The organism is Pantoea sp. nfd-35 (genome assembly GCF_056892255.1).
Window position 1 is genome coordinate 1,587,547 of the sequence record NZ_CP122403.1, and the last position, 26,128, is coordinate 1,613,674.

Sequence of the window (26,128 nt, forward strand, 5' to 3'; positions counted from 1 at the left end):
ATCATCCCAGCCAGCGACGCGCCTGATCATCACTGATATCGCGGTAATAAACCCGATGGATAACCGTATCGCAACGTTGGCAGCGGGCAGAAAGATAGGTGGAATAATAATATCGGCCAGAAGGAGAAACCGCACCCTGACGGGTGATGCTAATGTCGGTCCATCGGTGACGATGAGGAATAAGCGCTAAGAATCGCATCATGCTTCCTGTAAAGGATGAAGTGTTCTGGTAATTTTTAACTATATTATTTGAATATTTATTGTTGCGATGTTGTAGGCAGGCTTGTTAACTTCCGGGCGATGTAATAATGGTGAAAAATATTACTTAATAGTGTTAATAACTCTACTGCTATTACTTGAGAATTTTTAGCCCGCAGCATTAAGCCTTTTTTTGTAGGGAAGGGAGTTGATCCAGATCATGCAAAAGGTTGCAGAGAATTTTTCATATCAACGCAAAGCTTTGCAGAGAGAAACCATAAGGTGATGACGACCCTGATCAGTTGAACAGGCGTTAACGCCACAACGTATCCTGAAGATAGAAGTGGCCGATAAACGGTTGGGTCACGATACTAAGCTCGGGATCACGTTTTTTTGAACAGCGGTCAAAAATGCACTCGGCTTGCCACTGACCTTCAGGTGCATAGACGAGATCGGTAAATCCCTCATTAAACTCATCCCATTTTATGATGACTGGCTGATGAGTGTAGTATTGTGCAATATCAAAAAGGGGATAATAACTAGGGTAAATCAAAAATAACTTGATATAGTTAAACTCTGTGACAGAAAGGAACACTAAGCCAGCGAAAATGAATGGCAGGGAAATAACTTTCGCGACATCTTTCCAACGGCGTTCCCAAATAGATGCAACAAGTTCGCATATTAACCACATTGCCCAACTTATTAATATTAAAGTGCCCCCTATTAAAGAAAAGATAAATGTACCAGAAGACACAGATGTATAAGCCATAATCATCAGAAGTGCAATAATCACAATCAGCGGTAAGCTAATTAAGCCTTTGATATTAGATGGCGCTTCATCGTCTTTTAACATTTTTTATTACTCATCATCGGTAATGTTATTTAGCAGGATCGTGATTGAACGTCTGGCTTCGCTATTCGCCGTATCCGCCGGCATGTTAAACGCATGTTGGTAGTAGTGTGCCAGCTCAATAAGGCTATTCTGGTAGCCTTCAGTATGCTGCTTGATAAACTGCTGTGCGTCGTCAGATAAGCTATTTTTTCCGTATTGGATGGACTTTAAAAACTTCATGCTGTGACTTAACGTGGCTGAAATTTCCGCCCGCGTAATGGCATAAATTGTAAAACGAATGGTCCCTGTGCTAACAGGGGTGGCATCTTCCGCCAGATGAATAAATTGCTTAAACAACGGCAGTGTGGGCTGAGTTTGTTCGCAGTCACTGATGGGGGTTCGGCTGTCAATTGCACCACCGGCCAGCGGTTCCAGCCAGACGATATTTTGTGGATGCCGTAAAAATGCCTCGCAGGGGATAATAAGTGATTCTGGATTATTTTCGGCAATGAGCCAGAGAAACATGCCGAAGTTGTTGGTATTTTCTGCTGCGCTTTCTGCATCAGGAATTTTATCTTCGAATATGTGGTTATCTGTTACTTCGAAAGCGGGTCGAATGAGTTCGGTGACCTTATTATGCCTGGTTGAACCTGCTGGAAGAGAAGTAAACTGATAAATCGCTTCGTATATGTTCACTAACTCGGGATTTATTTTACGAATTTGCTTAATGGCTTCGCCATGATGGGTATAAAGAACCATGACAGCGAGTTCAAAAAGCCGTTGATCGTAGTATCCTTCAATGCGTTTTTCTTGAGGGTCAGTGAGACACATTTTAGTCAGGTTTTTTAACCATTGCCGTTGTGCGGTAATGAGCCCCGAAGGTCCGGCCGTGGCGTTTTTTTTCGCGAGATCAAAAAAATGCGCCATTAACCGATCTTTTGCCGATAACGTCTGGCTCTGACAAATCACCTTTTCGATTGCGCTGGGATGCGCACATGAAAAACTGGGGGCGGCACTCGCCTGAAATGCCAGCATCAATCCTGACATGAGTAACGCCAGTTTTATAAAATATGCGACCAGGCTGAAGCCAGTTTTCATCAGGATACTCTGAGTAAATAATTGTTATCTCAAGAATAAGCCCAAGAAGGCGTGTTGAATATAAACCCGGATTAAACGATCTGATTTGATGCGGGCAAGGTTGCTTTGCCAGTGGCTCAACCTTATGCTGATGACGGGTAAAGTGAATTTACCTGACGACTCGGGGTGCCCTTCTTTGTGAAGGCTGAGAAAAACCCGTATTACCTGATCTGGATAATGCCAGCGTAGGGAAGTCTGATGCCTGACCGCATTCGCCTTCTTGTCCGCCGGTTGGGAGTTATGATGACACATCAACCGCAACACCTTTCTGATGCGCAATGCGCGCCCATTCTGCAACAGTTTCGCCGTCAGTCACCGCTGGTGCACTGTATGACCAACGATGTGGTGCAAACGCTAACCGCTAACGTTTTACTCGCCCTTAATGCCTCTCCGGCCATGGTTATCGACGCTGAAGAAGCGGCGCAGTTTAGCGCGGTTGCCGATGCGCTGCTTATCAATGTCGGTACGCTAACCCACGATCGTAAGCAAGCGATGCAGGCTGCGGTGCTTGCAGCAAATCAGGCGGGCACGCCCTGGACACTGGATCCGGTGGCGGTCGGCGCGCTGACGCTGCGCACCGTGTTTTGCAAGCAGCTGCTCGCGCAGTCGCCTGCAGTGGTGCGCGGCAATGCCTCAGAGATTCTGTCGCTGGCGCAGCAGGCAGCAGGCGGACGCGGTGTTGACAGCCTGCATTCGGCCGAAGCCGCGCTGCAGGCTGCCCAACAGCTGGCAAAAGCTTTTGATACCTGTGTCGTCGTGACCGGCGAAGTAGACTATGTCACCGATGGGCAGCGCACCTGGGCGATTACGGGCGGTTCGCCGTTAATGACGCGGGTGGTCGGCACCGGCTGTGCGCTTTCAGCGGTGGTTGCGGCCTTTGCCTGTTTGCCAGGTGACCGACTGATCAACATCGCCTGCGCCTGTCGGGTGATGGCGCTGGCTGGAGAAAAGGCCGCGCAGGATGCAGATGGACCGGGTAGCTTTGCGCCTGCTTTCCTGGATGCACTCTGGACGCTGGAGGCACCTGATGAAACGCATTAATGCCCTGACGATTGCAGGGACCGATCCCAGCGGCGGGGCCGGTATCCAGGCCGATCTGAAAACCTTCTCTGCACTGGGCGCGTACGGTACCAGTGTGATCACGGCGCTGGTGGCGCAGAATACCTGCGGCGTGCAGTCGGTATACCGCGTTGCGCCAGAGTTTGTGACCGCCCAGCTGGACTCGGTGCTGGATGATGTGCGCATCGACAGTGCGAAGATTGGCATGCTGTCTGAAACAGAAATTGTCGAGCGGGTGGCCCATGGCCTGCAGCGGCGGGAAATTCCCTTTGTGGTGCTGGATACGGTGATGGTGGCTAAAAGCGGCGATGCCCTGCTGAATCCGGATGCGATTGCCTGTGTGCGAGATCGTTTATTGCCACAGGTGTCATTGATTACGCCAAACCTGCCCGAAGCCGCTGCACTGCTGGGATGCCAGGTTGCCCTCAATGAAGATGAGATGCTCACCCAGGGCGAAGCGCTACTGGCGCTGGGTTGCCAGGCAGTGCTGATGAAAGGCGGTCATCTCGATGGTGATGAAAGCCCGGACTGGCTGCTAACTCGGGCAGGGCGTCAGCGCTTTAGCAGCGTGCGGGTAAACACGCGTCATACGCACGGCACTGGCTGTACACTGTCCGCCGCGCTCGCGGCCTTACGTCCCCGGCATGACAGCTGGGAAGCGACGATCAGTGAAGCGAAAGCCTGGCTGCAGCAGGCATTACTGGCGGCAGATTCGCTGGAAGTGGGCAACGGGATTGGGCCGGTGCACCATTTCCATCAGTGGTGGTAGCCCATCGTGTTTCGCCTTGCAGACTGGCAAGGCGTTAATCCTCTTCAAACCAGGCGCTGTTTTGCTTGATGACTGGGGTGATCGAAAACATCATGGCCTGCAAATGATGGCGCAACGCCGCCTCAGCCTTGACGGGATCGTTTGCCTTCAGCGCCGCAAAAATAGCATCATGCTGTTCTATCAGGGTTTCGGCGGGCGCAACGTCATTCAGGGTTAAATAGCGTACCCGATCCATGGTGGCTTTGATGTTTTCAACCGTTTCCCACGCCAGCGGACAGCCGATGCTCTCAGCGATGAGGCGATGAAACTCATCGTCCAGGCTTAAGAACATCTGGCTATCGCCACGGGCAGCGGTGATGCGTTGCAGTTGCAGGTTATGCTCCAGCGCCATCAGCCCTGACTCTTCGATTTCCTCAGCAGCGCGACGGACCACGGCAATCTCCACGGCCTCACGAATGAAACGACCATCTTCGACCCGTTTAGCCGAGATCCTGCGCACAAAGGTGCCGCGCTGCGGCAGGATCTGAACCAGACCGGCCTCCGCGAGCTTGATAAAGGCTTCCCGCACCGGCTGACGTGAGAGGTTGAACCGGGCGGAAACCTCTTTTTCCGAGAGCAGTGCGCCCGGCTGAATTACGCACGTCACGATATCGCGGCGCAGATAGCGGTAAACCTGCTGATTCACCGGTTCGCTGGTGGTAATGGTGTAAGAAAGTGTCATATCGCTGTCCGTTTTATCTTCGGCCTGGGCATCAGGCGATCGCATCAGACCTCAGGACCGGCAATGGCCTGCTGGACGCTGGCACGGGCTCCCTGAGCGGCAAGCTGCAGGTAACAGGCGGTAAGTTGTTTCACCAGCGCATCGTTTTTAGCAAGATCGTCGCCAAATACCCTGCTGATGTTGAGTAACGCCCGCACGCGAGCTTCACCGTCATCACTTTCCGCTACGCAAGTGGCCAGTTGTGCGTTCAGCGGATCGCGGATCTCGATGGGCTCGCCTTTTTCGTCCACTGCGCTGACATAGCGCATCCAGGCCGCGATGCCCAGCAGCAGCAAGGGACACGGCGTGCCGTGGTCCAGATGCCAACGCAGGCTGTCGAGAAAGCGCTGGGGCAGCTTCTGGGTCCCGTCGGTCGCAATCTGATAAGTCCGATGCTTAATCGCCCGATTGGCAAAGCGGGCGATAAGCGCATCGGCATAGGCGGATAAATCGACATCCTGAATGGTCAGCGTAGGAGCCTGCTCATTGACCATCAGCGCCCGTGCCGCTGCGCGAAACGCGTCATCAGCCATACAGTCGCTGATGTGTTCGTAACCGGCAAGATAGCCAAGGTAAGCTAAAAACGAATGGCTGCCATTGAGCATGCGCAACTTCATCTGCTCAAACGGTAGAACATCCTGCACCAGTTGAGCGCCCGCTTTATCCCAGTCCGGTCGGCCGCTGACAAAATGGTCCTCGATCACCCACTGAAAAAAAGGTTCAGCTTCAACGGCGACCGGATCCCGTGAACCGATGCGCTGTTGCAGGGCGTCAAATGCCGCGTCATTCATGGCGGGCACGATACGGTCCACCATGGTGGAGGGAAAGGTGAGGTTCTGTTGGATATAGTCAGCCAGGGAGGCATCGTAGTGCCGGGCCAGCTGCATCACGACATTACGGGTTACGCGGCCGTTTTCTGGCATATTGTCGCAGGACATCACGCTAAATGGCGCGACTCCCCGTTCACGGCGGCGGCGGATTGCCGCGACAATCAGACCCGGCAGAGAGTGCGGCTGGTCCGGCTGCGCCAGATCGTGCTGAATATCCGCGTGCTGAACGTCAAGGTCGCCGCTGGCGGGCAGATGACAGTAGCCTTTCTCTGTCACGGTCATTGATACAATCGCCACGTCAGGCTGACACAGCGCCTCAATGACGGCCTCGATACCGTCCGTTTTGCCATGCAACGCAGACGTGATAATGCCGATTACACGGGTTTCTACAGCATCGTCGCTCTTTTCTGTCAGCGTGTAGAGCAGGTCCTGTTCCCGCAGCGCCTGAATAAGAGCGCCGCTGTTCAAATTCACCTCGCAGTAACCCCAGTCGCTGCCCAGTTCAGCCAGCTTATCGCTACATAACGCCTGGTGGGCGCGATGAAAGGCACCAAACCCGATGTGTATCATTCGGGTTTTAAGCTGGCTACGGTCGTAGGCGGGGCGCTTAACATCAGCGGGAAGGTGGTCAGTTTGCAGCATCATGCATCCTTGTGGCGGAGGGAGCGACAGGCCATTCCGGCGGTAAGGATGAAAAATTACGCGCCCCGCGACTACCATACAAGTTGGCGTGACGAAATTGTGAATGCAATCACGAACTGTTTACATCTAAGCCGGGAGTCTTCACTCCCGGTTAACTTAGCTCAGCAACGCGCACTGCGGTGGCAGGCGACAGCTTAGCGCACCTGGCATAACATCAATCGTAAACTCCTGTCCGGACAGCGGTTCGCCATCAAGATTAAACGTCATCTCATGCGATGAGCGGATCGTCAGGGACGATAGACGGGTGGAAATAATACTGGGATTGTCCTCATCGCCGCCGGTCAGTGAGTGCAGCAGGGTAGGCAGTAACTCCTGCGCCGTGACCACGCTGATGTCGAGCAGGCCGTCGTTGATCAACGCAGCGGGACACAAACGCTGACCGCCGCCAGCCTGACGGCCGTTACCAATGCCAATGACCAGCGCATCGCCCTGCCAGCTAAAATCAGGTCCGGTGATTTCACAGCTGTCGGGCTTGAGTGTATCCATGCGCATCAGCCCGTGAATGAAGTAGGAAACGCCACCCAAGGCCGACTTCAGTTTTTCCGGCGTTTCAGTGGTAATACGTGTACCGAAGCCGCCGGTCGCCATGTTGATAAAGTAGTGATGCTGATTCACCCGGGCCAGGTCGATATCGTAGGCTTTGCCCTGAATCGCCAGACGCAGCGCAGGCTCGATTTCTTCAGGAATGCCGACGCTGGTCGCAAAATCGTTGGCCGTCCCCAGGGGAATAATGCCTAAGACAGGACGGTCGGCGACGTTGACGGACGCCAGGGCGGTGGCGATTTCATTGACGGTGCCATCGCCGCCGCCTGCCACCACGGTTTCAGCCTGTAATTCCAGGGCTTCTTCGACGTAGCGCTCGCCGTCGCCTTTTTCATACGTCACGCGCACGGCAATGTTGTAGCCCTCATCGCGCAGCTTAGTGACCGCTTCACGTAGATCATCATTGCCTGCGCCTTTACCGTTCAGGATCAGCAGCGTAAGCGATTGTTTGTCCATTATCTGTTCCTTGGAGATCTAAAGCGTAGTGAGTGGTTATAGCATAGCCGGAGAAGAAAAATGATTGGCGAAAAGGAGAAAAAAGAAAACCCGCACGGGGGAGCCGGGCGGGTGAATGAGGTGGATCCAGTTACAGCTGCTGATAATTGTTACTCATTGGTAGCAGGCAGCACTATAGAACAGCAAAATTAAGCCGTCTGTGATCCTACTCTTGCTTTTGTCAAAATGTGTCAAGCTGGCACGCGCGTGGCGTGCGGATCGCGTGTATCCTGACCCGCAGTAAAGTTGCGCAGCAGCAACGCAAATTGCAGGTCAACATCAGGCGGCACCTTCATCCAGACGCGATGTCCGTCTCCCGGCGCCACCTCCGTCGGCTCGCCCCGGCTGTTTTGCAGGGCATCCAGCGTACAAATCAGGTTGCCGGCGGGCGTCATGATCTCCAGGCTGTCGTGCAGGGCAAATTTATTTTTCACCACCACTTCCGCCCAGCCATCACGCAGCTCGCCGCTGAATTCGCCGACAAACTGCTGACGTTCCGAGATGGAATAGCCGTTCTGGTAATTCTGGTAGCTGTCATGGGTATGACGGCGTAAAAAGCCTTCGGTGTAGCCGCGATGCGCCAGGCCCTCCAGCGTTTCCAGCAGAGCGGGATTAAAGGGTTTGCCCTCGGCGGCATCGTCAATGGCTTTGCGATAGACCTGAGCGGTGCGAGCGCAGTAATAGTAGGATTTGGTCCGGCCTTCAATTTTTAATGAGTGAACGCCCATCTGGCTGAGCCGTTCAACATGCGCCACGGCACGCAAGTCTTTCGAATTCATAATGTAGGTGCCGTGCTCATCCTCAAAGGCACTCATCATCTCACCGGGTTTCATCTTCTCTTCCAGCAGAAATACCTTGTCGCTGGGTTGGCCGATGCCCAGGGTTGGCGTGACGTCCTGCACGGTAACCGGCTGATGGATTTCAACAATATTCCCCACCTCATCCTGCTTAGCCTCCTGCAACTGGTATTCCCAGCGGCAGGCATTGGTGCAGGTTCCCTGGTTAGGATCGCGCTTATTCATGTAACCGGAAAGCAGGCAGCGCCCGGAATAGGCCATACACAGCGCACCGTGTACGAACACTTCCAGCTCCATTTCAGGCACCTGCTGGCGAATCTCGGCGATCTCTTCCAGTGACAGTTCACGTGACAAAATCACCCGACTTAGCCCCATCTGCTGCCAGAACTTCACCGTTGCCCAGTTAACGGCATTGGCCTGAACGGATAAGTGAATGGGCATGGACGGAAACGCCTCACGCACCAGCATGATTAATCCGGGATCGGACATAATCAACGCGTCCGGCTGCATCTCAATCACCGGCGTTAAGTCGCGGATAAAGGTTTTCAGCTTGGCGTTATGCGGGGCAATATTCACAACGACGTAAAACTTTTTACCCAGTTCATGGGCTTCATTAATGCCCTTCGCCAGGTTTTCATGGCTGAATTCGTTGTTACGCACGCGCAGGCTGTAGCGCGGCTGGCCGGCGTACACGGCGTCCGCGCCGTAGGCAAAGGCGTAACGCATATTCTTCAGCGTCCCGGCTGGAGAAAGCAATTCTGGTTTCATGATGAACTCACTGATATCAGGTCAGCATGCCGCCTGGGCGGCACGTGCAGGGCTAACCCCTGCAAAAGATGCGGAATTGTAGGCAGTGAGAAAAAGGAAGTAAATTGATCTGAATCAATCTAAATCAAATGACAGATATCGGCTTCCCAGCGATAGCCCATGCCGTACACGGCGCGGATAAAGGGCTGCTCGCTGTCCAGATTTTCCAGCTTTCTACGCAGGTTCTTGATATGGCTGTCGATGGTGCGGTCGGTGACCACGCGATAATCATCATAAAGATGGTTTAACAGTTGCTCACGGGAAAAGACTTTCCCCGGCTCAAGGGACAGCGTTTTTAACAAACGAAATTCAGCGGGGGTTAAATCGAGCGGCTCATCGCGCCAGCTGGCCTGAAAGCGGCTTTCGTGCACTTTCAGCAGCGATGCGATCGGCGCGTCTTCTGGCGAGCGTTTGGCGCGACGCAAAATGGTTTTGACGCGCGCAACCACTTCCCGCGGGCTGAACGGCTTACAGACATAGTCGTCTGCGCCAATTTCAAGGCCGAGCAGGCGATCGATCTCTTCCGTACGCGCGGTCACCATAATAATCGGCAGTTCAGAGTCGCGCCGGATTTCACGGCACAGCGTCAGCCCGTCTTTACCTGGCAGCATCAAATCCAGCAGGATAAGATCGGGCGGCGTCTGGTTAACATAATCCAGTACTTCATTGCCGTGCGCCAGGTGATGAGTCCGGTAGTTAGATGCCTGTAAATAATCAATCATCAGTTGTGCCAGCTTGGGTTCATCTTCAACCACAAGGATCAGCGGATACGCGTTTTCCTGATTCATAGTCTTCTAAACGGGAGGAACATAACGCAATTGTAGCGCGATTTTCAGTCCACCTAAATCAGCGTGCGTCGCGGTTATGGTGCCGCCATGCGCATCAACGATGTTTTTACAGATAGCCAGGCCCAGCCCCGAGCCGCCGCTGGCGCGATTGCGTGAACCTTCGGTACGGAAAAAACGCTCAAAAATTTTGGCCTGCTGCTCGCCATCCACCCCGGGTGCGCTGTCTTCAATGATGACTCGCCAGTCGGGCGCGTCATACCAAAGACGTACCCGGACCTCGCCACCGGCATCGGTGTAACGCAGGCTGTTTTCCAGCAGGTTGATAAACAACTGCATCAGGCGATCGGGATCGCCAAAGAAAGGGGCTTCTTCAGGCATGTCCAGATGCAGCGTTAACTCATGAGCCCGGTAGCGCTCAGTAAAGTTGCCTGCGCTGACCTCAATAAGCTGCACCAGATCCGTCGCCTGCTTGCGGTAGGCCAGCGCGCCGACGTCAGAAAGAGAAAGCTGATGTAAATCGTCAACCAGCTTGGTTAACAGGGCAACCTCACTTTGCAATGAGGTAATGGCGTCGGGCGTCAGCTTACGAACGCCATCCTGCATGGCTTCCAGTTCACCGCGTAAAATAGCCAGCGGCGTGCGTAACTCATGGGAGATATCGGCCATAAATGCCCGGCGCATACTCTCATTTTTTTCCAGCGAACGGGCTAACAGGTTAAAGTCATGGGCCAACTGACCCAGCTCATCCTGACTGCTGACCTCAACCCGGGTGGCTAAATTCCCTTCGGCAAGATGATGGGTGCCGTCCACCAGCCTTTTGACCGGCGCCAGTAGGCCCCGCGCCATCAGCCAGGTCACCAGCGCGGCAAGCAGGGTAGAGAGGCCAACGATATACCAACTGGTTCGTCGCTGTTGCTGATCAAAATTAATATCGGTACTGCGCGTCAGGCGTTCAGGCGGGGAGCTGATTATCCAGCCCACGATTTTGCCGTTGCTGGTGGTGATGTTATGACGTATGCCTTCTGGCGGCACCTGTGAACGTGGGCCTACCATCACTTTGTACTGCTGATCGAGCACCCAGAACTGGGTTCGCCAGCCGTGCGGCGGAAGCTGATTACTGCTGTCGGGATTTTGTTCCAGCGATCGCAGCATGGTAAAAATCAGTCGGTCATTATTACGCAGAAAGTCCCAGTTGCCATGCTGCTCGTACTGATCGGCCAGCGCTGCACCCAGCAAATTCAGTCGCTGTTCATTACCACGTTTAATGTAGTCCACGAAGCCATGCTCAAAACTCAGCCTGACGCCCCAGTGCATGGTGATCAGCACCAGCATGCAGGTGGAGAAAATAGCCATAAACAGCTTGGCACCAATGCCAACGCGCAGAAACGATCTCATTCACTTCTCCGGCGCCGCAGATCGACGCTTTTACTCTCTTCTTTCGGAACGCGCCAGAACACCAACGCAGGCAGAATAATAATCAGGGCCATACAGAGATAAACGTAGATAAAGGCCTGATGGCTTAGCCCGTGGTGCCCCAGCGCCGACTGGCCGAAGGCGCCCAGCAGCAGGCCCGCAACGGTAACGCCGATACTCATGGATAGCTGCATGATCATGGATAACAGACTGTTGCCGCTGGAGGCCAGTTCGTCCGGCAGCTCCTTTAGCGTCAGCGTATTCATTGAGGAGAAGCGAATGGCATTCACCATGCCCTGCAGAAACAACACCAGCGGCAACATGGCCGTCCAGCCCAGCATCGCCACCAGCGGAAACAGTAAGACCACCAGCGCCAGGCCCACCGTCGATCCCACCAGCACGTTGCGGTAGCCAAACAGGTTAACGATACGGACCACGATGCGTTTCATGCCCATATTCCCCAGCACCATCGCAATCATCATCAAACCGGCATGAAACGGGCTGAAACCCATGCCGATCTGTAAAAAAAGCGGCGTCATAAACGGCAACATTCCGCTGCCGATGCGGCCCGCCAGGCTACCGAGTAAGCCAATAGAGAACACCCGATTATCAAACAGCTTCAGGCTAAACAGCGCATCGTCGTTATGGCGCGCATGTAACAGGTAAAACAGCAGTGACCCCATTCCTGTCAGAATCATCGCCGCCAGCAACAACGCAGAGCCGCCGCTGCTGCGCTGACCATCAAGGGCCAGCGTCAGGGTTGCCATACCGACTGCCAGCAGGATAAAACCCAGAAAATCGAAGCGTCGTGGCGGCATGGCGTAGTTGGGTAACAGCTTTAAGGTGGCGATGGCGCCGATCACACCAACCGGGATGTTAATCAGGAAAATCCAGTGCCAGCTGGCATATTCCACCAGCACTCCGCCAAGCGCCGGACCCAGTAGCGGACCCACCTGGCCGGGCAGGGTGACGAATGTCATTGCAGACATATATTGATCGCGCGGCACAATGCGCATCACCGTCAGGCGACCCACCGGCACCATCATGGCGCCGCCGATGCCCTGTAGTACCCGCGCGACGAGCAGCTGATCCAGCGTGTTCGATAACCCACACATCAGCGACCCCAGGCTAAACAGAACGATGGCGCTAAAGAAGATATTTCTGACGCCAAACCGATCGGCCAGCCAGCCGCTCAGCGGCAGCGTCACCGCCACCGTTAACACATACGCGACAATGACCGAATGCATATGCAGCGGGCTCACGCCCAGATCCTGAGCCATTGACGGGATCGCCGTGTTGACGATCGTGGTATCCAGCGCCTGCATAAAGAAGCCAAAGGCGACAATCCATAACTGCCAACGGACAGTTACGCTCTGCATGATAGTGACCCCTTAATGCTGAGTGGCATTGATCGTCTGGGTGCGCTTTTTACGACGCAGTTTATCCATCATTAAGTACACCACCGGCGTGGTATACAGGGTGAGCAACTGACTCATGATCAGGCCACCCGCAATAGTAATGCCTAACGGCTGGCGCAGTTCCGCGCCATCTCCGCTGGTCAGCACCAGCGGGAGTGCGCCAAACAACGCTGCCAGAGTGGTCATTAAAATAGGGCGGAAACGCAGCAGGCAGGCCTGAAAAATGGCATCGCGCGGACTCAGGTTACCGTTGCGCTCTGCCTCAAGAGCAAAGTCCACCATCATGATGGCGTTCTTTTTCACGATCCCGATTAATAACAGAATACCGATCAGGGCAATCAGGCTGAACGGCGTATCAAACAGCGCCAGCGCCAGCAGCGCACCGACGCCCGCCGAAGGCAGCGTGGAAAGAATGGTTAACGGGTGCACATAGCTTTCATAAAGAATGCCCAGCACAATGTAGACCGCCGCAATGGCGGCCAGCATCAGCCACAGCTGGCTGCTCTGTGACTGCTGGAAAGCCTGCGCGGTACCAGCGAAGCTGCCCCGCACGCTGGAGGGTACGCCCAGCGCGGTCATGGTGCGCTCAATGGCCTCCGACGCCTGCGACAGCGACACGCCTTCTGGCAGGTTAAAGGAAATGGTCGATGCGGCAGACAGCCCCTCGTGGTTGACCGACAAAGGTGCGTTAGCCGGTTGCCATTTGGCGAACCAGGCGAGCGGAATCGGTTTGCCCTCGCTGTTGATCACAAACATCTGATTCAGGGCGCTAATGTCCTGGGTGTAACGGGGATCCACTTCCATGACGACCTTGTACTGGTTCAGCGGCTGATAAATAGTGGAAATCTGCCGCTGCCCAAAGGCATCATTTAACAGGGCGTTGGCTTCTGAAACGTTGATCCCCAGCCGGGCCATGCTGGCGCGGTCATAGGTCAGGGCCATTTCACTGCCCTTATCCTGTTGGTCGGAGTTGACGTCAGCCAGTTCCGGCAGGGCAGTAAAGGCCTGACGGATTTTAGGTTCCCAGGTGCGCAGCGCAGCAAGGTCGTCTGACAGCAGCGAGTACTGATAGCTGGCATTGGCTTCGCGACCGCCCACCCGGATATCCTGCACCGCATTAAGATACAGATTGGCACCGGGTTCGTTCGCCAGTTTGGCACGCAGGCGGGCAATCACCGCCTGCGCCGTGTCTTTCCGTTCAGACAGGGGTTTCAGAGAAATAAACATCAACCCCATGTTGGTGCGCATGCCGCCGGTAAAGCCTACCACGCTGGAAACGTCCGGATCGGCGCCAACAATTTTCATGAAATCTTCCAGCTTGCCGCGCATCGCCTGGAACGAAATACTTTGGTCAGCCGAAATAAAGCCAGACAGGCGGCCGGTGTCCTGCTCGGGCAGGAAGGTTTTGGGAATACTGATAAACAGCCATACCGTCAGAGCCACGGTGCCCAGCAGCAGGAGCAGTACCCAGCGGGCATGATTGAGCACAACGGTCAGCGAGCGGGCATAACCGCGCTGAACCGCCAGCAGCAGCCGTCCAACGCCCCGTCGCTGCGGTTGACTGCGCGGCGCGTGGGGTTTGAGCAGATAAGCACACATCATTGGCGTGAGCGTGACCGAGACAAACAGGGAAATCAGAATGGCGACCGACAGGGTGATTGAGAATTCGGCAAAAAAGCGACCAATCAATCCGCCTGTCATGAGCAGCGGCAGGAAGACCGCGATTAAGGAGAGGCTCATCGACAGCACGGTAAAGCCGACTTCACGCACCCCTTTCAGTGCGGCCGCCATCGGTTTCATCCCGGCTTCCACATGGCGGGCGATGTTTTCCAGCACCACAATCGCATCATCCACCACAAAACCCGTGGCGATCGTCAGGGCCATCAGCGACAGGTTATTCAGGCTAAAGCCGCACAAATACATTGCGGCGAAGGTGCCGATCAGGGATACCGGCACGGCAACGGCGGGGATCAGCGTGGCGCGGCCGGAGCGTAAAAACACGAACACCACCAGAATGACCAACGCAACGGCAATCATCAGCGACTGCTCCACTTCCTCAAGAGAGGCGCGGATGGTAGGGGAGCGGTCCTGAGCCACCTCAAGGTTGATGGCAGCCGGAATGATCTCGTGCAGTTCGGGCAGTTCGGCACGAATGCGATCCACCGTTTCAATCACGTTCGCATCGGCGGTTTTTCGTATCACCAGTAACACTGCCGGTTTACCGCGCGACATCCCGGCGTTGCGCACGTCCTGGACTGAATCCTGCACCGTCGCAACATCCGACAGGCGCACCGCCGCGCCGTTGTTGTAGTGCACCACCAGCGGCTGATATTCACTGGCAGTTTGTAGCGCATCGTTAGTGCGCAGCTGCCAGCGCTGCTGGCCGTCTTCCACCGCGCCCTGAGGGCGGCGCTGGTTGGCGTTGGAAATCGTCTGCCGTACTGCATCCAGCGAAACGCCCTGGTTAAACAGCGCCTGCGGATTCAACGCCACGCGCACCGCGGGCAAAGAGCTGCCGCCCACGGTCACATCGCCCACGCCGTTAATCTGCGACAGCTTCTGCGCCAGCTGTGTGGACGCGTAATCGTAAAGCTGAGCCGGGCTGTACAGGTCTGAGGTTAGCGTCATGATCATGATCGGTGCATCAGACGGGTTCGCTTTGCGGTAGGTCGGGCGCGAAGGCATTCCCGTGGGAAGCAGACTCTGCGCGGCATTGATCGCCGCCTGCACATCCCGCGCCGCGCCGTTGATGTCACGATCGAAATCGAAAACCATAATGATGCGGGTCGATCCCAGGGAGCTGGTGGAGGTCATCTCACTCACGCCCGCGATGCGGCCCAGCGAGCGCTCCAGCGGCGTGGCAACCGAGGAGGCCATGGTTTCCGGCGAGGCACCGGGCAGAGAAGCCGACACCATTATGACCGGAAAATCCACCTGCGGCAGCGGCGCGACCGGCAGCAGGCGGAACCCCAGTATCCCCGCCAGCGCAATCGCCAGCGTGAGCAGCGTGGTGGCTACCGGCCGATGGATGAACAGCGCAAAGAACTTCACGACGGTTCCTCCGTGTGACCGATGCGGCGACGCAGATTGTGCGCCAGACGGTCAAACAGCAGATAAATCACCGGTGTGGTAAACAGGGTCAGAACCTGGCTCAGTATCAGGCCGCCGACCATGGCAATCCCCAGTGGTTGCCGTAATTCTGCGCCAACGCCGGTGCTGAGCATCAGCGGTAACGCCCCCAGCAGCGCCGCCAGGGTGGTCATCAGAATGGGGCGGAAGCGCAGCAAACAGGCCTGGTAAATGGCGTCATAGGGCTTCATGCCCTGTTCCCGCTCGGCGGCCAGGGCGAAGTCAATCATCATGATGGCGTTCTTTTTCACGATACCAATCAGCAAAATGATGCCGATGATCGCCACAATATCCAGCTCGTTACCGCTTATCATCAGGGCCAGCAGCGCACCTACGCCCGCAGTAGGTAGCGTTGAAAGAATGGTAATGGGATGGATAAAACTCTCATACAGGACGCCCAGGACGATGTACATCGCCACGACCGCCGCCACAATCAGCCACACCGTGCTGGTCAATGCGGCCTCAAAGGCCAGCGTGCTGCCCTGGAACTGGGTCATCACCTCTGACGGCATGCCAAGCTGTTCCTCGGCCTGGATGATGGCTTTTGTTGCGTCTTCCAGAGAGTAGCCTTTTGCCACATCAAACGAGAAAGTGGCAGACGGAAACTGGCTCAGGTGGTTGATCGTTAAGGGCGCATGGCGCTGCTCAATACTGGCGATAGCATTAAGGGGAACGCTGCCGCCATCGGTACTGGTCAGGCGAATGCCATCCAGACTTGGCAGGCCCTGGATCGCGCTGTTGTCCTGTTCCAGCACCACGCGGTACTGATTTGCCTGGGTATAAATGGTGGAGATCAGCCGCTGACCAAAGGCGTCGTAGAGCGCATTGTCCACATCTGCCATGCTGATGCCCAACCGGCTGGCGCTGTCGCGATCGACCTTGATATAGGCTTCCAGGCCCTGATCCTGCCAGTCGCTGCTGACATCACGCAGCGCGGGCAGTTTCTGCAAGGCACTTACCAGCGCGGGCACCCAGGTGCTGAGTGAGTCCAGCGACCCGGACTGCAGCGTGAACTGATAGGGCGTTCGGCTGGCCTGGGTATCGATTGTCAAATCCTGAACCGCCTGCAGCCATAACGTCACGCCGGGGATCTTGCTGACTTGCTGTTGCAGGCGTTGCTGAATCTCAGGAATACGTTCGCTGCGCGCATCCAGCGGTTTAAGGTTTATCTGCAACCGGGCACTGTTAAGGGATGGATTGGTGCCGTCCACGCCCACAAACGAGGTGAGACTTTGCACCGCCGGATCTTTCATAATCACCGAGGCGACGTCGCGGGTGCGTTCCGCCATACTGGCATAGGACACCGACTGCGGGGCCTGCAGGGTGCCCTGAATAATGCCGTTATCCTGCTGCGGGAAAAACCCTTTGGGAATGGCGATCCATAACAGCACGGTAAGCAGCAGGGTTCCCAGCGCCACGGACAGCGTCAGCCAGGGATGATTGAGCACCCGGCTCAGCCCCCGGCCGTAAACCGCGATGATACGATCAAACATCGCTTCGCTGGCGCGGGAAAAGCGGTTCTGCCTGCGCAGTGATTCGGCGCTGAGCATGCGTGCACACATCATCGGCGTCAGGGTGAGCGACACCACGGCCGAAATCAGAATCGCCACCGCCAGCGTGACCGCAAACTCCCGGAACAGACGACCAATCACATCGCCCATAAACAGTAACGGGATCAATACCGCAATCAGTGAAAAGGTCAGCGAGATAATGGTAAAGCCGATTTCGCCGGCGCCCTTCAGGGCGGCGGTCATGGGTTTTTCGCCTTTCTCGATATAGCGTGAGATGTTCTCGATCACGACGATGGCATCATCCACCACAAAGCCTGTGGCGATGGTGAGCGCCATCAGCGTCAGGTTGTTGATCGAAAACCCCAGGAAGTACATTGCGGCGAAGGTGCCGATCAGCGACAGCGGCACCGCCACGGCCGGAATAATGGTTGCAGGGACGTTGCGAAGAAACAGGTAGATAATCATCACCACCAGCCCCATCGCCAGCATCAGTTCATGCTGTGTGTCAGTGACCGACGCGCGAATATTGGTGGTGCGGTCTGTCACCAGCTTCACGTCTACGGATTTAGGCAGGCTGGCAATCAGCGACGGCAGCATGGTACGAATGTTATCGGCCGTGGCAATAATGTTGGCACCGGGTTGGCGCTGCACATTCAGCACGATAGCCGGTTCACGATTAGACCAGGCCCCCAGCCAGCTGTTTTCTGCGCCCTGATCGATGGTCGCCACGTCGGCCAGCCGCACCGGAGCGCCATTTTTATAACTGACGATCAGCTGGCGATAATCCTCCACGGATTTCATCTGATCATTGGCGGAAAGGGTGACCGAGCGGGTAGGGCCATCCAGGCTGCCTTTCGCGGAGTTAACGTTAGCATTCGTGATGGCCGTACGTACCGCTTCACTGGTCAGCCCCATAGCGGCCAGCGCCTGGGTGTTCATTTTCACGCGCACGGCGGGACGTTGACCGCCCGTCAGCGTGACCAGACCAACGCCCGTGACCTGGGATATTTTCTGTGCCACGCGCGTTTCCACCATATCCTGCACCTGGGTTAATGGCATGCTGGTGGTGGTGACGGCCAGGGTCATGATCGGCGGATCGGCCGGGTTCACTTTGCTGTAAACCGGCGGGTTAGGCAGATCGTTGGGCAGCAGGTTGCTGGCGGAGTTGATCGCCGCCTGCACTTCCTGCTCTGCCACGTCGAGCGGCAGGGTCAGCTGAAACTGCAGAGTAACGATGGAGGCGCCGCCAGAACTTTGTGATGCCATCTGCTTGAGTCCGGACATCTGGCCGAACTGACGTTCAAGGGGCGCGGTAATCGAAGAGGTCACCACATCCGGGCTGGCCCCGGGATAGAGGGTAACGACCTGAATGGTGGGATAGTCCACTTCCGGCAGGGCGGAGACCGGCAAAAAGCGGTAACCCAAAATCCCAGCCAGAAGAATGGCGATCATCAGTAAGGTCGTTGCGACCGGACGCAGGATAAACTGGCGTGACGGCCCTCCGCTGTGGTCAGGAGGCATAACCTGCATTACTCAGATTCCCCTTTTGACGGCAAGCTGGCACGGGTCTCTTTTGTGGCGCGACTCTGCGCGGCAACCACTTCGACTTTTGCCCCTTCCGTCAGGCGGTCCAGCCCGTCGGTAACGACGCGGTCGCCTGCGTTGAGTCCGGCGCTGATCACCACTTTTTGGCTGTCCTGCAGTCCGGCGGTTACGCTTTTCTTACTGACCTTGTCTTCATTGTTGATCACCCAGACAAAGTGGCCTTCATTGCCCATTTGCAGCGCGGCGGCAGGAATAACCACTGCATCCTGCAAGGTATTCACCTTCAGCCGGGCGTTGACGAACTGGTTCGGGAAGAGCAGGTCATCCTGATTATCAAAGCGCGCTTTGATTTTGATCGTACCGGTCGTGGCGTCGATCTGGTTATCCAGACTGAGCAGCTTACCGCGGGTGATTAAATGTTGATTGCTGCGATCCCAGGCTTCTACCAGCAAGGGTTCACCACTTTTCTGCGCCTGCATGATCTGACTAATATTATTCTCAGCGACGCTGAACACCACGTCCACCGGATGCGTTTGCGTAATCACCACTAAGCCATTGGTATCGCCGCTGGTAATGTAGTTGCCAATATCAACCTGCTTCAGGCCTACACGGCCATCAATCGGCGAGGTGATGCGGCTGTAAGTCAGATTCAGTTGGGCGCTGGCAACACTGCCTTCGTCGGCTTTAATGGTGCCCAGGGTTTCACTGACCAGGGCGTTCTGCGTGTCCAGATCCTGCTGAGACACCAGCGACGTTTTCGCCAGTTTTTGATAACGGGCTAAATCGCGGCGTGCGTTAGCCAGAGTTGCCTGATCGCGTGCCAACTGGCCCTGCGCCTGCATGAGCGCAACCTGATAGGGGCGCGGGTCAATCTCCGCTAACAACTGCCCGGCTTTGACCTGCTGACCTTCCGTGAAGTGGATAGACATCAGGTTTCCATCAACCCTGCTGCGGACCGTCACGGTATTGGCGGCCGTCACGGTGCCTAACCCGTTAAGGTATTGCGGCACACTTTCTGTCACCGCGCTGGCCGCCTGAACGGGAGCCAGCGGTTTGTGCGCGCCATTGCCTCTTTTGCCATGTGCTGACTGACCAGACAGGTCACCGTCGCTGCTGGGCTGTGCCGGATGTTTCCACCAGTAAAAGCCGCCTGCGGCTACGGCAATGACCACCAGCACAATCAGACCTTTTTTCATAACAGGGTATCGGTTGTTCATTGTTGTTGTTGCTCTCCAGCTATGTCTTTCCAGGGCGCGGGCTTAAACGGTAGCCTGCAAACCACGAATTGTAGTCGTCCCTGACGGTAAAAATTTGAAGGAATTAAGGATATCTGTCAGCACAGCGTAATTATGTTCTTTTTCTGAACAGACGTGGCCGTTTAATTGCCGCCCGTCAACAGAATGCGTTTCATAAAGTTTGCCACAGGATAACGGGTGATGAGCCGCTGTTGTCAGGAAATAACACGTTGAAATTTGATGAAGGGCAACACGGGTAAACGTCAGAGAGGCAATGTTCGCCAGGCGATAGTGATGCGCGGGGGCATCCGCCTGCCTTTTGCCCGCAGGGAGGCGGGCAAAAGGCATGGCTGGCACAGGACGGTTCCGCCTGTGCCGGTAGGTCAGGCAAACATAACCTCTGCCCAGCGCGCCAGGCCGGCGGTCACTGAGGCAAAGTCGTCTCCTCCCGCTATCGGTGTGTCTGGCAGAGCCTGCTGGAGCGCCGCGCGCAAAAGTGGGGAACGGGCACTGCCGCCGGTGAGATAAATCACCTCGGGTTTGATATGGCTGGTCGCCAGCGCCAGATGAACCTGCTCCAGAATCTTCTCCAGCGGCTGGCCGATCGCCTCCTGCAGGGTCGCGACGCTGATCTCGGCCTGTAAGCCGGAGGTAACAAAATCCAGTGACGCCGCAAACGCAGGGCGCTCAGACAGCGCGATCTTGCTTTCTTCCGCCGTACGGACCAGGCGATAACTCAGCTTCTGTTGCCAGACTTTAAGCAGGTGAGCCACGGCGGCAGGATTTTCTGCATCGCGCACTAAATCACGCAGCAGCTTGCCGCAGGCGGCGCTGTAGAAATCGCTTTGTGCCGGCACGTCGTTCACCGCCACCGCATTCCACCAGGGCAGGGCAGGCAGGGCGGTGCCTTTTTGGGTGTTGCCGCCCGCGCCGAGCAGGGGCATCAGGGCTTTAAACGCCAGCATAATATCTAAATCGTTACCGCCAACGCGGCAGCCGCTGTGACCCAGCAGGCTTTCACGCCGGTCTGACAGGTTGCGCCATTGCGGGCCCATCAGCAGCATTGAGCAGTCGGTGGTGCCCCCGCCAATATCGACAACCAGTACGCGGGTCTCTTTTTCCAGTGTCGCTTCAAAATCCAGGCCCGCCGCGACCGGCTCGAACTGAAATTCGACATCCCGAAAGCCGGCGCGTTTGGCCGCACGAAGCAGAATGCCCTGTGCCTGTTGATTCGCGTCTTCGCTGCCTAATCCCTGAAAGTTGACCGGACGGCCGATGACCGCCTGGTCGATAGGCTGCTGGGTCTGCGCTTCACCCTGCTGGCGAATGTGCAGCATCATGGCGCACACCAGATCCTCAAAAAAGGCAATCTGCTGCGGTTTCAGGCCGGTTGCGCCCAGAAAGGATTTGGGGGATTTAACAAACCAGACATCTTCTGGATCGACCATGTAATGCTGAAGTGCGGTCAGGCCGAACTGCACGCTGTCAGGTAAGACATCAATATCTTCTTCACGATTGTAGCGCAGGGCCCGCTGCAGCAGCGCGGTGCTTTCCTGTTCCGGTGTTGCAACCTGATGATGGCGGTGAAGCCATTCCGTCACCGCTTCACGCGTTGGGGAGCAAATCATGGACGGCAGCAGGCGTTGGCCATTCTCCAGCGCTAACAAACGCGGCGCGCCTTTTTCACTGACTGCAATTGAGCAGTTAGCCGTACCGTAATCAAATCCAATGAACATTTTTCGCCCCCAGGCCGGAAAAAAGGGGGCGACTTTAGCGCAGCTGATCGGTCGTGGCAAGCGGTGAGCGGCAGAATTAGCGAATAGCGAAAAGGGGGGCTTCCGCAAGTCTGCTCATTCGCTGGCGTTCCGCAACGGCACTGCCCCAAACGCCGTCCACTTCAAGGCTGGTCAGCGTGGTGAGCACCGCGGGAACGGACACCGGGCCGGCAAGCAGGGTGATATCACGCTGGCTGGTCTGGCTCTGAATAATGGAGATTAGCATCTCATCCATCAAATTGTTGTGCAGGTTAGCCACCAGTTCCGGGGACAGGATCAGGCAGTCCACCACTTTACCGGTCAACTGGTTAAAGGCATCCAGATTGCGGCCGAAATGTTGCAACACGATGCGGCAGCCCGCCTGGCGCAGTTTCATCAATGCACCGATCAGGCCATCGCCGCTGGAAAGCACACTGGAGGCGTTAAGCGCGATCCCGCTATGGCTGCGGGCAAGACCGGATTCGGCGAAGCGCAGGCAGAGATTGTCAACGAAAGCCGGATCGTACAGTGCGTGCACATCGAGAGGCAAAATCAGTGCGATACCTTTTTGGCTCATCGTTGCAATCTGCTGGCGGAAGAAGGCATTAACAATATTGTCTTCAAGCCGGCGTTTCAGCATATCGTCAGTCAGGTTATTACGTAGCAGATGCTCATCAATGAGTAACCCTTCTGGCGAAAATAGCTGAACCTCAACCAGCCAGACGCTGGCGGAATGCGGCTTGCCAGGCGGCGCAACGGCCCATACCTGCATGTCCACTTGTAAGGCATCCAGGGTCGCGAGATCCACGGAGTGATGGCTTCCCATGAGCGCCAGCGCATGCTGCTCATACACCTTATACCGACCCCGCCCACTCCGCTTGGCGTTGTAACAGGCAATATCTGCCTGAGACAGCACATCGCTACTCTGACAGTTCTGCGCGTTGATTTGGGTTATGCCTGCGCTGGCACCGACCTGATAGGCGCGCCCCAGCCATTCAAAACAGTAGTCACCGACCGCGCGAACGATGTCCTGCACCACGTCGCGAGCCTGATCCAACGAACATTCGGGCATCAACACGGCAAATTCATCCCCGCCCAGTCGGGCCAGGAAATCGCTCCCGCGCAGGCGATGGCGCATTAAATCCGACAGTTCGCTCAACAGGGCGTCCCCGGCTGCGTGGCCTGCGCTGTCGTTCACCGCCTTAAATTTATCCAGATCGATAAAGACCAGAACGTGCTGATTCTGATGCTCGACGGCGTCGGACAGTAACCGCTTAAGCTGCAGTTCAAAGCTGGCACGATTAGGTAACCGGGTTAGCGTATCGTGCAGTGCGCTGTAGCTCAGACGCTTCATCACTTTACGTGACTCACTGACGTCCTGTATCACCATCACCGCTCCACGCTCGGTACCTGATTCAGATTTCAGCGGCGTTAAACTGTAATGAATATCAATATGCTCGCCATTGAGCGTGTGCAGCACCCACTCCTCAGAGAGATAGGGCGCGGTTTTTTCAGACGGCACATGGCACAGCAGCAGATTATCGACTTCAGGGCCATGACGACCGTGCGTGATATGCAGCAGTTCGTTTACCGGTTTGCCCGCCGCCGCCTCTTGTGACCAGCCTGTCATTTTTTCCGCGACCGGGTTCATAAAGGTCACGCACATGTCCTGATCGGTACTGATAACGGCCTCTCCGATCGAGTCGAGCGTGATCATCATGCGCTCTTTTTCCTGAAACAGCGCCTCATTCAGGTTCCGTAATGAGGTGATGTCCTGAGAGATCCCCAAAATGCGTTCGATACGGCCTTCTTTACTGAGCAGGCGGTTTGCCTGAGAACGGATCCAGTGCTGCCCGTCCTCCCGAACCACCCGGTACTCCATCTGGAAGGAACTGCTTTTCTCAATGGCACCCTGAATGGTGAGCACACAACGTTCGCGATCGTCGGGATGAACCAGCGTGACCCACAGATCGTAGCTGGGCAGTTCATGGGGCTTCATGCCAAACAGCGCATACATGCGTTTATCCCACAGAACTTCGCCGCTGGTCAGATTCCATTCCCATACGCCGATGCCGCCCGCCTCATTCGCAAGGGTAATGCGTTCCATCAGGCGTTTGTTCACTTGCTCACTCTGTTTCAGCTCAGAAATATCAATAATCTGCGCGATAAAATAGAGCGGTTGCTGCGCCTGATCGCGCACCAGGGAAAGCGTTAGCCGTACCCAGACGATTTCGCCGTCTTTGCGGAAATAGCGTTTTTCCAGCGTATAAGAGTAAATCTCGCCCTGCAGCAGCTTTTCCAGTCGGCCCTGGACGTCGTAAAGATCATCCGGATGAGTGATTTGCTGGAACGTCAGTTGAGTCAGTTCATGTTCCGGATAGCCCAGCGTGTCACACAGGGATTTATTAACCTGAAGCCATCGGCCTTCAGCAGAAACCAGCGCCATGCCAATCGCGGAATACTCCATGGCATGACGGAAACGGGTTTCGCTCTCGCTGATATGGCGCTTCTCATGCCGAAAGGCATCCATCACTAATGCCATGATATGACAGGGAATTAAGACCATCAAAAACGGAAGCCAGCTGCTTATCACCGCATAGGTGCTGGCGGCCGTTGGCGTGACGTTAATCCAGCCCAGTGACAGCAGCAGTGCCATAAAGCTGGCGTTAACAAAAAACAGCACAAAGGCTTCCACCTTCGGCAACCGCACGGCACACCAGAACAGCACTACTAAAATAAAAGTAAAAGGCCAGGGTAAAAACCGCAGCGACAGGTAGCTGGCAGTAAGCGTCAGGGCCAGCGTGATGGGCGTCTCTACCAGAGACGCGCGTTTCAGGCCATTCTGCGACAGCGGCCAGGTCAGCAACAGTAAAACCGGCCCGAGCGCTAACATGCCGATAATTTCCGAAATGACCCAGGTGTAAAAGAAAGCAAATGAGGCCTGATCTCCAACCTGCAGTATCCACAGCGCGAGTACGCCGCCAACCAGGGGCGAAATCAGGCCGGTAGCGATAACAAAGCGGATCCAGTCATTGAGCGAAACCAGCGGCGCCTCACGGTCAAGCAACGCGCGCAATAACAGCCCGCCCAGTATGGCCTGCAGCAGATTAAGCAGGGCAAATTTTAAATTAGAGAGGGCGGGACCGATAATGAAGGCATTCGCCAGTGCCGTACCGATAAGGCAGGCGATGAGTAACAGGGGGAGCTGGCGAGACGTGCTGCGAAACACCACGATGGTCATCAGTGCCGTCGAGAACCAGAGCGGTGAAATTTTACCGCTAACCACAATCAGCTCAAGGCAAAATAGCGTCAGGACGAAGGAAGCCAGGCCAAGCCAGCAGGCGTTTAGCCACTTTTTAGGTGATTTATCTGACGAGGCCAGTGTCTCAACGATCATTAATCGATCCAGCAGAGGGCAAAATAGTGCAATGGCATGCGCTGCATCGCCATTGTCATTCGAAGAATGCTAGCACATTTGATAGAAAAAACAGGGGGGAAATCATTAAATTGCGTTATTCGTTGGATTGAATGGCTCGCGGAAGCACGAGCCACCATGTGCATTATTCCCGGAAAAGATCGGCCCGGGTGTAAGGTTTTTCCATGCCAGCCAGACGGGCAGAAAACTGCGCCAGGAACTGTTGTGTGGTGGCAATCCGACCGTGACCCAGCAGCAGAACCGGCACCAGCAGCGCAGCGGCGATTTGCGGCAAGCTGAACCCTTTAAGTGCCGTCTCGCGCTGGGAAAGTAAAAACGCGGTACTCAGCGTAAAGCCCAGCAGCAGACCGGTAATGACCTCGCTGACGGAATGCGCATGGATAACCAGGCGCGAAACGCCAACCATTAAGGGAATCACATAGCCCACGCCAATCGCCAGGCCGCGCCACAGGCTTGAGCAGCGCCCTGAGATTAACCAAAGCATAACCGGCCACAGGGTCGCTGACATCGCGCTGTGGCCGCTAAATCCCGTGAAATTAAAGCGTGCGCTGCCAATACCAAAGCCAAGAAACAGTATTTTTGACACGCTGACCACCAGCCCGGCCAGGCCAAAGGCCAAAAGCCAGTACCACAGAGCGCGACGGTTATCGCTTTTCCACGGTAAAATCAGGGCAATAATCACCGCCGTGGGAATCAATAACATGCTGTCACCAAAATAGGTGAGGGTCTTCCAGAGCATAATCTTCCTTTCTTCTTCTTGGGCAAAATGCCCTTATTCATCGGCCATACCGAGCCCGACAGGTGCTGTGCGACGTTGTTCTGTGTGAAGCGGCTAGTTTATCGGTGAAACCATTCAGGTTAAAAGGGGAAAGTCTGAAAAGGGGGACGGTGCCATTTCTCTGGCATCAAAAGGCCGAAATCCCTATACTGAGTGCCAACTCACCCTCTCCGTTCAGCCCCATTAACTGGG

19 protein-coding genes and 1 riboswitch are annotated in these 26,128 nt (G+C 55.5%); of the genes, 3 read left to right on the forward strand and 16 right to left on the reverse strand.

All coding sequences use genetic code 11. The features are described from left to right. Position 1: 1 nt before the first annotated feature. The 3 genes from P9J57_RS07435 to P9J57_RS07445 all read right to left on the reverse strand — a co-directional run bounded on the left by P9J57_RS07435 (position 2) and on the right by P9J57_RS07445 (position 2,128). The gene (locus P9J57_RS07435; protein ID WP_014605434.1) at positions 2–199 is read right to left on the reverse strand and encodes a hypothetical protein; all 198 of its coding nucleotides are present in this window, start codon (positions 197–199) and stop codon (positions 2–4) included. 312 nt (positions 200–511) lie between these two features. Further along, a complete protein-coding gene (locus P9J57_RS07440) occupies positions 512–1,051 on the reverse strand; it encodes a hypothetical protein (RefSeq protein WP_014594098.1) in 540 nt (179 codons plus the stop codon). Positions 1,052–1,057: 6 nt separating this feature from the next. Next, on the reverse strand, positions 1,058–2,128 hold the full coding sequence (locus P9J57_RS07445; RefSeq protein ID WP_483279441.1) for a lysozyme inhibitor LprI family protein: 1,071 nt from the start codon (positions 2,126–2,128) through the stop codon (positions 1,058–1,060). Positions 2,129–2,279: 151 nt separating this feature from the next. Then, a riboswitch (TPP riboswitch) is annotated at positions 2,280–2,376 on the forward strand. A 31-nt stretch (positions 2,377–2,407) separates the two neighbouring features. On the opposite strand from P9J57_RS07445, the gene thiM reads away from it, so the two are divergent. Next, positions 2,408–3,208, forward strand: a complete 801-nt coding sequence (gene thiM, locus P9J57_RS07450) for a hydroxyethylthiazole kinase (protein ID WP_246876440.1) — start codon at positions 2,408–2,410, stop codon at positions 3,206–3,208. Next, on the forward strand, positions 3,195–3,995 hold the full coding sequence (thiD, locus tag P9J57_RS07455; protein ID WP_024471931.1) for a bifunctional hydroxymethylpyrimidine kinase/phosphomethylpyrimidine kinase: 801 nt from the start codon (positions 3,195–3,197) through the stop codon (positions 3,993–3,995). The genes thiM and thiD overlap by 14 nt, the downstream gene beginning before the upstream one ends. A gap of 34 nt (positions 3,996–4,029) precedes the next feature. Here thiD and P9J57_RS07460 read toward each other — a convergent pair whose 3' ends face one another. The 3 genes from P9J57_RS07460 to yegS all read right to left on the reverse strand — a co-directional run bounded on the left by P9J57_RS07460 (position 4,030) and on the right by yegS (position 7,286). After that, positions 4,030–4,716, reverse strand: coding sequence for a GntR family transcriptional regulator (locus P9J57_RS07460; RefSeq protein WP_015699924.1), 687 nt, complete (start codon positions 4,714–4,716; stop codon positions 4,030–4,032). A 44-nt stretch (positions 4,717–4,760) separates the two neighbouring features. Then, positions 4,761–6,227 (reverse strand): mannitol dehydrogenase family protein, encoded by a 1,467-nt coding sequence (locus P9J57_RS07465; protein ID WP_105087433.1) that lies wholly within the window; start codon positions 6,225–6,227, stop codon positions 4,761–4,763. A gap of 156 nt (positions 6,228–6,383) precedes the next feature. Further along, positions 6,384–7,286 carry a lipid kinase YegS gene (yegS, locus tag P9J57_RS07470; RefSeq protein WP_014594093.1) on the reverse strand — a complete coding sequence of 301 codons (903 nt, stop codon included), beginning with the start codon at positions 7,284–7,286 and terminating at the stop codon, positions 6,384–6,386. 60 nt (positions 7,287–7,346) lie between these two features. On the opposite strand from yegS, the gene P9J57_RS07475 reads away from it, so the two are divergent. Next, positions 7,347–7,478 carry a hypothetical protein gene (locus tag P9J57_RS07475; RefSeq protein ID WP_019106532.1) on the forward strand — a complete coding sequence of 44 codons (132 nt, stop codon included), beginning with the start codon at positions 7,347–7,349 and terminating at the stop codon, positions 7,476–7,478. A 38-nt stretch (positions 7,479–7,516) separates the two neighbouring features. Here the strand turns inward: P9J57_RS07475 and trhP are convergent, their stop codons facing one another. From trhP to P9J57_RS07525, 10 genes are all read right to left on the reverse strand, one after another. Continuing rightward, positions 7,517–8,893: a prephenate-dependent tRNA uridine(34) hydroxylase TrhP gene (gene trhP / locus P9J57_RS07480; protein WP_026021076.1), complete on the reverse strand. Its 1,377-nt coding sequence runs from the start codon at positions 8,891–8,893 to the stop codon at positions 7,517–7,519. A 116-nt stretch (positions 8,894–9,009) separates the two neighbouring features. Continuing rightward, complete coding sequence (gene baeR, locus P9J57_RS07485; protein WP_483279442.1) at positions 9,010–9,717, reverse strand: envelope stress response regulator BaeR; 708 nt, start codon at positions 9,715–9,717, stop codon at positions 9,010–9,012. Positions 9,718–9,723: 6 nt separating this feature from the next. Then, entirely contained in the window at positions 9,724–11,112 is a 1,389-nt protein-coding gene (gene baeS / locus P9J57_RS07490; RefSeq protein WP_014594091.1) for an envelope stress sensor histidine kinase BaeS, read from the reverse strand. Further along, a complete protein-coding gene (gene mdtD / locus P9J57_RS07495; RefSeq protein ID WP_013026397.1) occupies positions 11,109–12,509 on the reverse strand; it encodes an MFS transporter in 1,401 nt (466 codons plus the stop codon). The genes baeS and mdtD overlap by 4 nt, the downstream gene beginning before the upstream one ends. 12 nt (positions 12,510–12,521) lie before the next feature. Beyond that, positions 12,522–15,599, reverse strand: a complete 3,078-nt coding sequence (gene mdtC / locus P9J57_RS07500) for a multidrug efflux RND transporter permease subunit MdtC (RefSeq protein WP_028715330.1) — start codon at positions 15,597–15,599, stop codon at positions 12,522–12,524. Beyond that, a complete protein-coding gene (locus tag P9J57_RS07505; protein ID WP_210452798.1) occupies positions 15,596–18,718 on the reverse strand; it encodes an MdtB/MuxB family multidrug efflux RND transporter permease subunit in 3,123 nt (1,040 codons plus the stop codon). Before P9J57_RS07505 ends, mdtC begins: the two co-directional genes overlap by 4 nt. Continuing rightward, positions 18,718–19,950 (reverse strand): MdtA/MuxA family multidrug efflux RND transporter periplasmic adaptor subunit, encoded by a 1,233-nt coding sequence (locus P9J57_RS07510; protein ID WP_014605441.1) that lies wholly within the window; start codon positions 19,948–19,950, stop codon positions 18,718–18,720. Before P9J57_RS07510 ends, P9J57_RS07505 begins: the two co-directional genes overlap by 1 nt. A gap of 401 nt (positions 19,951–20,351) precedes the next feature. Beyond that, complete coding sequence (gene yegD, locus P9J57_RS07515) at positions 20,352–21,704, reverse strand: molecular chaperone (protein WP_014605443.1); 1,353 nt, start codon at positions 21,702–21,704, stop codon at positions 20,352–20,354. A gap of 76 nt (positions 21,705–21,780) precedes the next feature. Beyond that, complete coding sequence (locus tag P9J57_RS07520) at positions 21,781–25,119, reverse strand: diguanylate cyclase (RefSeq protein WP_483279443.1); 3,339 nt, start codon at positions 25,117–25,119, stop codon at positions 21,781–21,783. 163 nt (positions 25,120–25,282) lie between these two features. Next, entirely contained in the window at positions 25,283–25,897 is a 615-nt protein-coding gene (locus tag P9J57_RS07525; protein ID WP_013026390.1) for a phosphatase PAP2 family protein, read from the reverse strand. Positions 25,898–26,128 lie beyond the last annotated feature (231 nt).

Coding starts and splice junctions, on each gene's coding strand:
- P9J57_RS07435 (WP_014605434.1), bottom strand. CDS start 199: ATGCGATTCTTAGCGCTTATTCCTCATCGTCACCGATGGACCGACATT.
- P9J57_RS07440 (WP_014594098.1), bottom strand. CDS start 1,051: ATGTTAAAAGACGATGAAGCGCCATCTAATATCAAAGGCTTAATTAGC.
- P9J57_RS07445 (WP_483279441.1), bottom strand. CDS start 2,128: ATGAAAACTGGCTTCAGCCTGGTCGCATATTTTATAAAACTGGCGTTA.
- thiM (WP_246876440.1), top strand. CDS start 2,408: ATGATGACACATCAACCGCAACACCTTTCTGATGCGCAATGCGCGCCC.
- thiD (WP_024471931.1), top strand. CDS start 3,195: ATGAAACGCATTAATGCCCTGACGATTGCAGGGACCGATCCCAGCGGC.
- P9J57_RS07460 (WP_015699924.1), bottom strand. CDS start 4,716: ATGACACTTTCTTACACCATTACCACCAGCGAACCGGTGAATCAGCAG.
- P9J57_RS07465 (WP_105087433.1), bottom strand. CDS start 6,227: ATGCTGCAAACTGACCACCTTCCCGCTGATGTTAAGCGCCCCGCCTAC.
- yegS (WP_014594093.1), bottom strand. CDS start 7,286: ATGGACAAACAATCGCTTACGCTGCTGATCCTGAACGGTAAAGGCGCA.
- P9J57_RS07475 (WP_019106532.1), top strand. CDS start 7,347: ATGATTGGCGAAAAGGAGAAAAAAGAAAACCCGCACGGGGGAGCCGGG.
- baeR (WP_483279442.1), bottom strand. CDS start 9,717: ATGAATCAGGAAAACGCGTATCCGCTGATCCTTGTGGTTGAAGATGAA.
- baeS (WP_014594091.1), bottom strand. CDS start 11,112: ATGAGATCGTTTCTGCGCGTTGGCATTGGTGCCAAGCTGTTTATGGCT.
- mdtD (WP_013026397.1), bottom strand. CDS start 12,509: ATGCAGAGCGTAACTGTCCGTTGGCAGTTATGGATTGTCGCCTTTGGC.
- P9J57_RS07505 (WP_210452798.1), bottom strand. CDS start 18,718: ATGCAGGTTATGCCTCCTGACCACAGCGGAGGGCCGTCACGCCAGTTT.
- P9J57_RS07510 (WP_014605441.1), bottom strand. CDS start 19,950: ATGAACAACCGATACCCTGTTATGAAAAAAGGTCTGATTGTGCTGGTG.
- yegD (WP_014605443.1), bottom strand. CDS start 21,704: ATGTTCATTGGATTTGATTACGGTACGGCTAACTGCTCAATTGCAGTC.
- P9J57_RS07520 (WP_483279443.1), bottom strand. CDS start 25,119: ATGATCGTTGAGACACTGGCCTCGTCAGATAAATCACCTAAAAAGTGG.
- P9J57_RS07525 (WP_013026390.1), bottom strand. CDS start 25,897: ATGCTCTGGAAGACCCTCACCTATTTTGGTGACAGCATGTTATTGATT.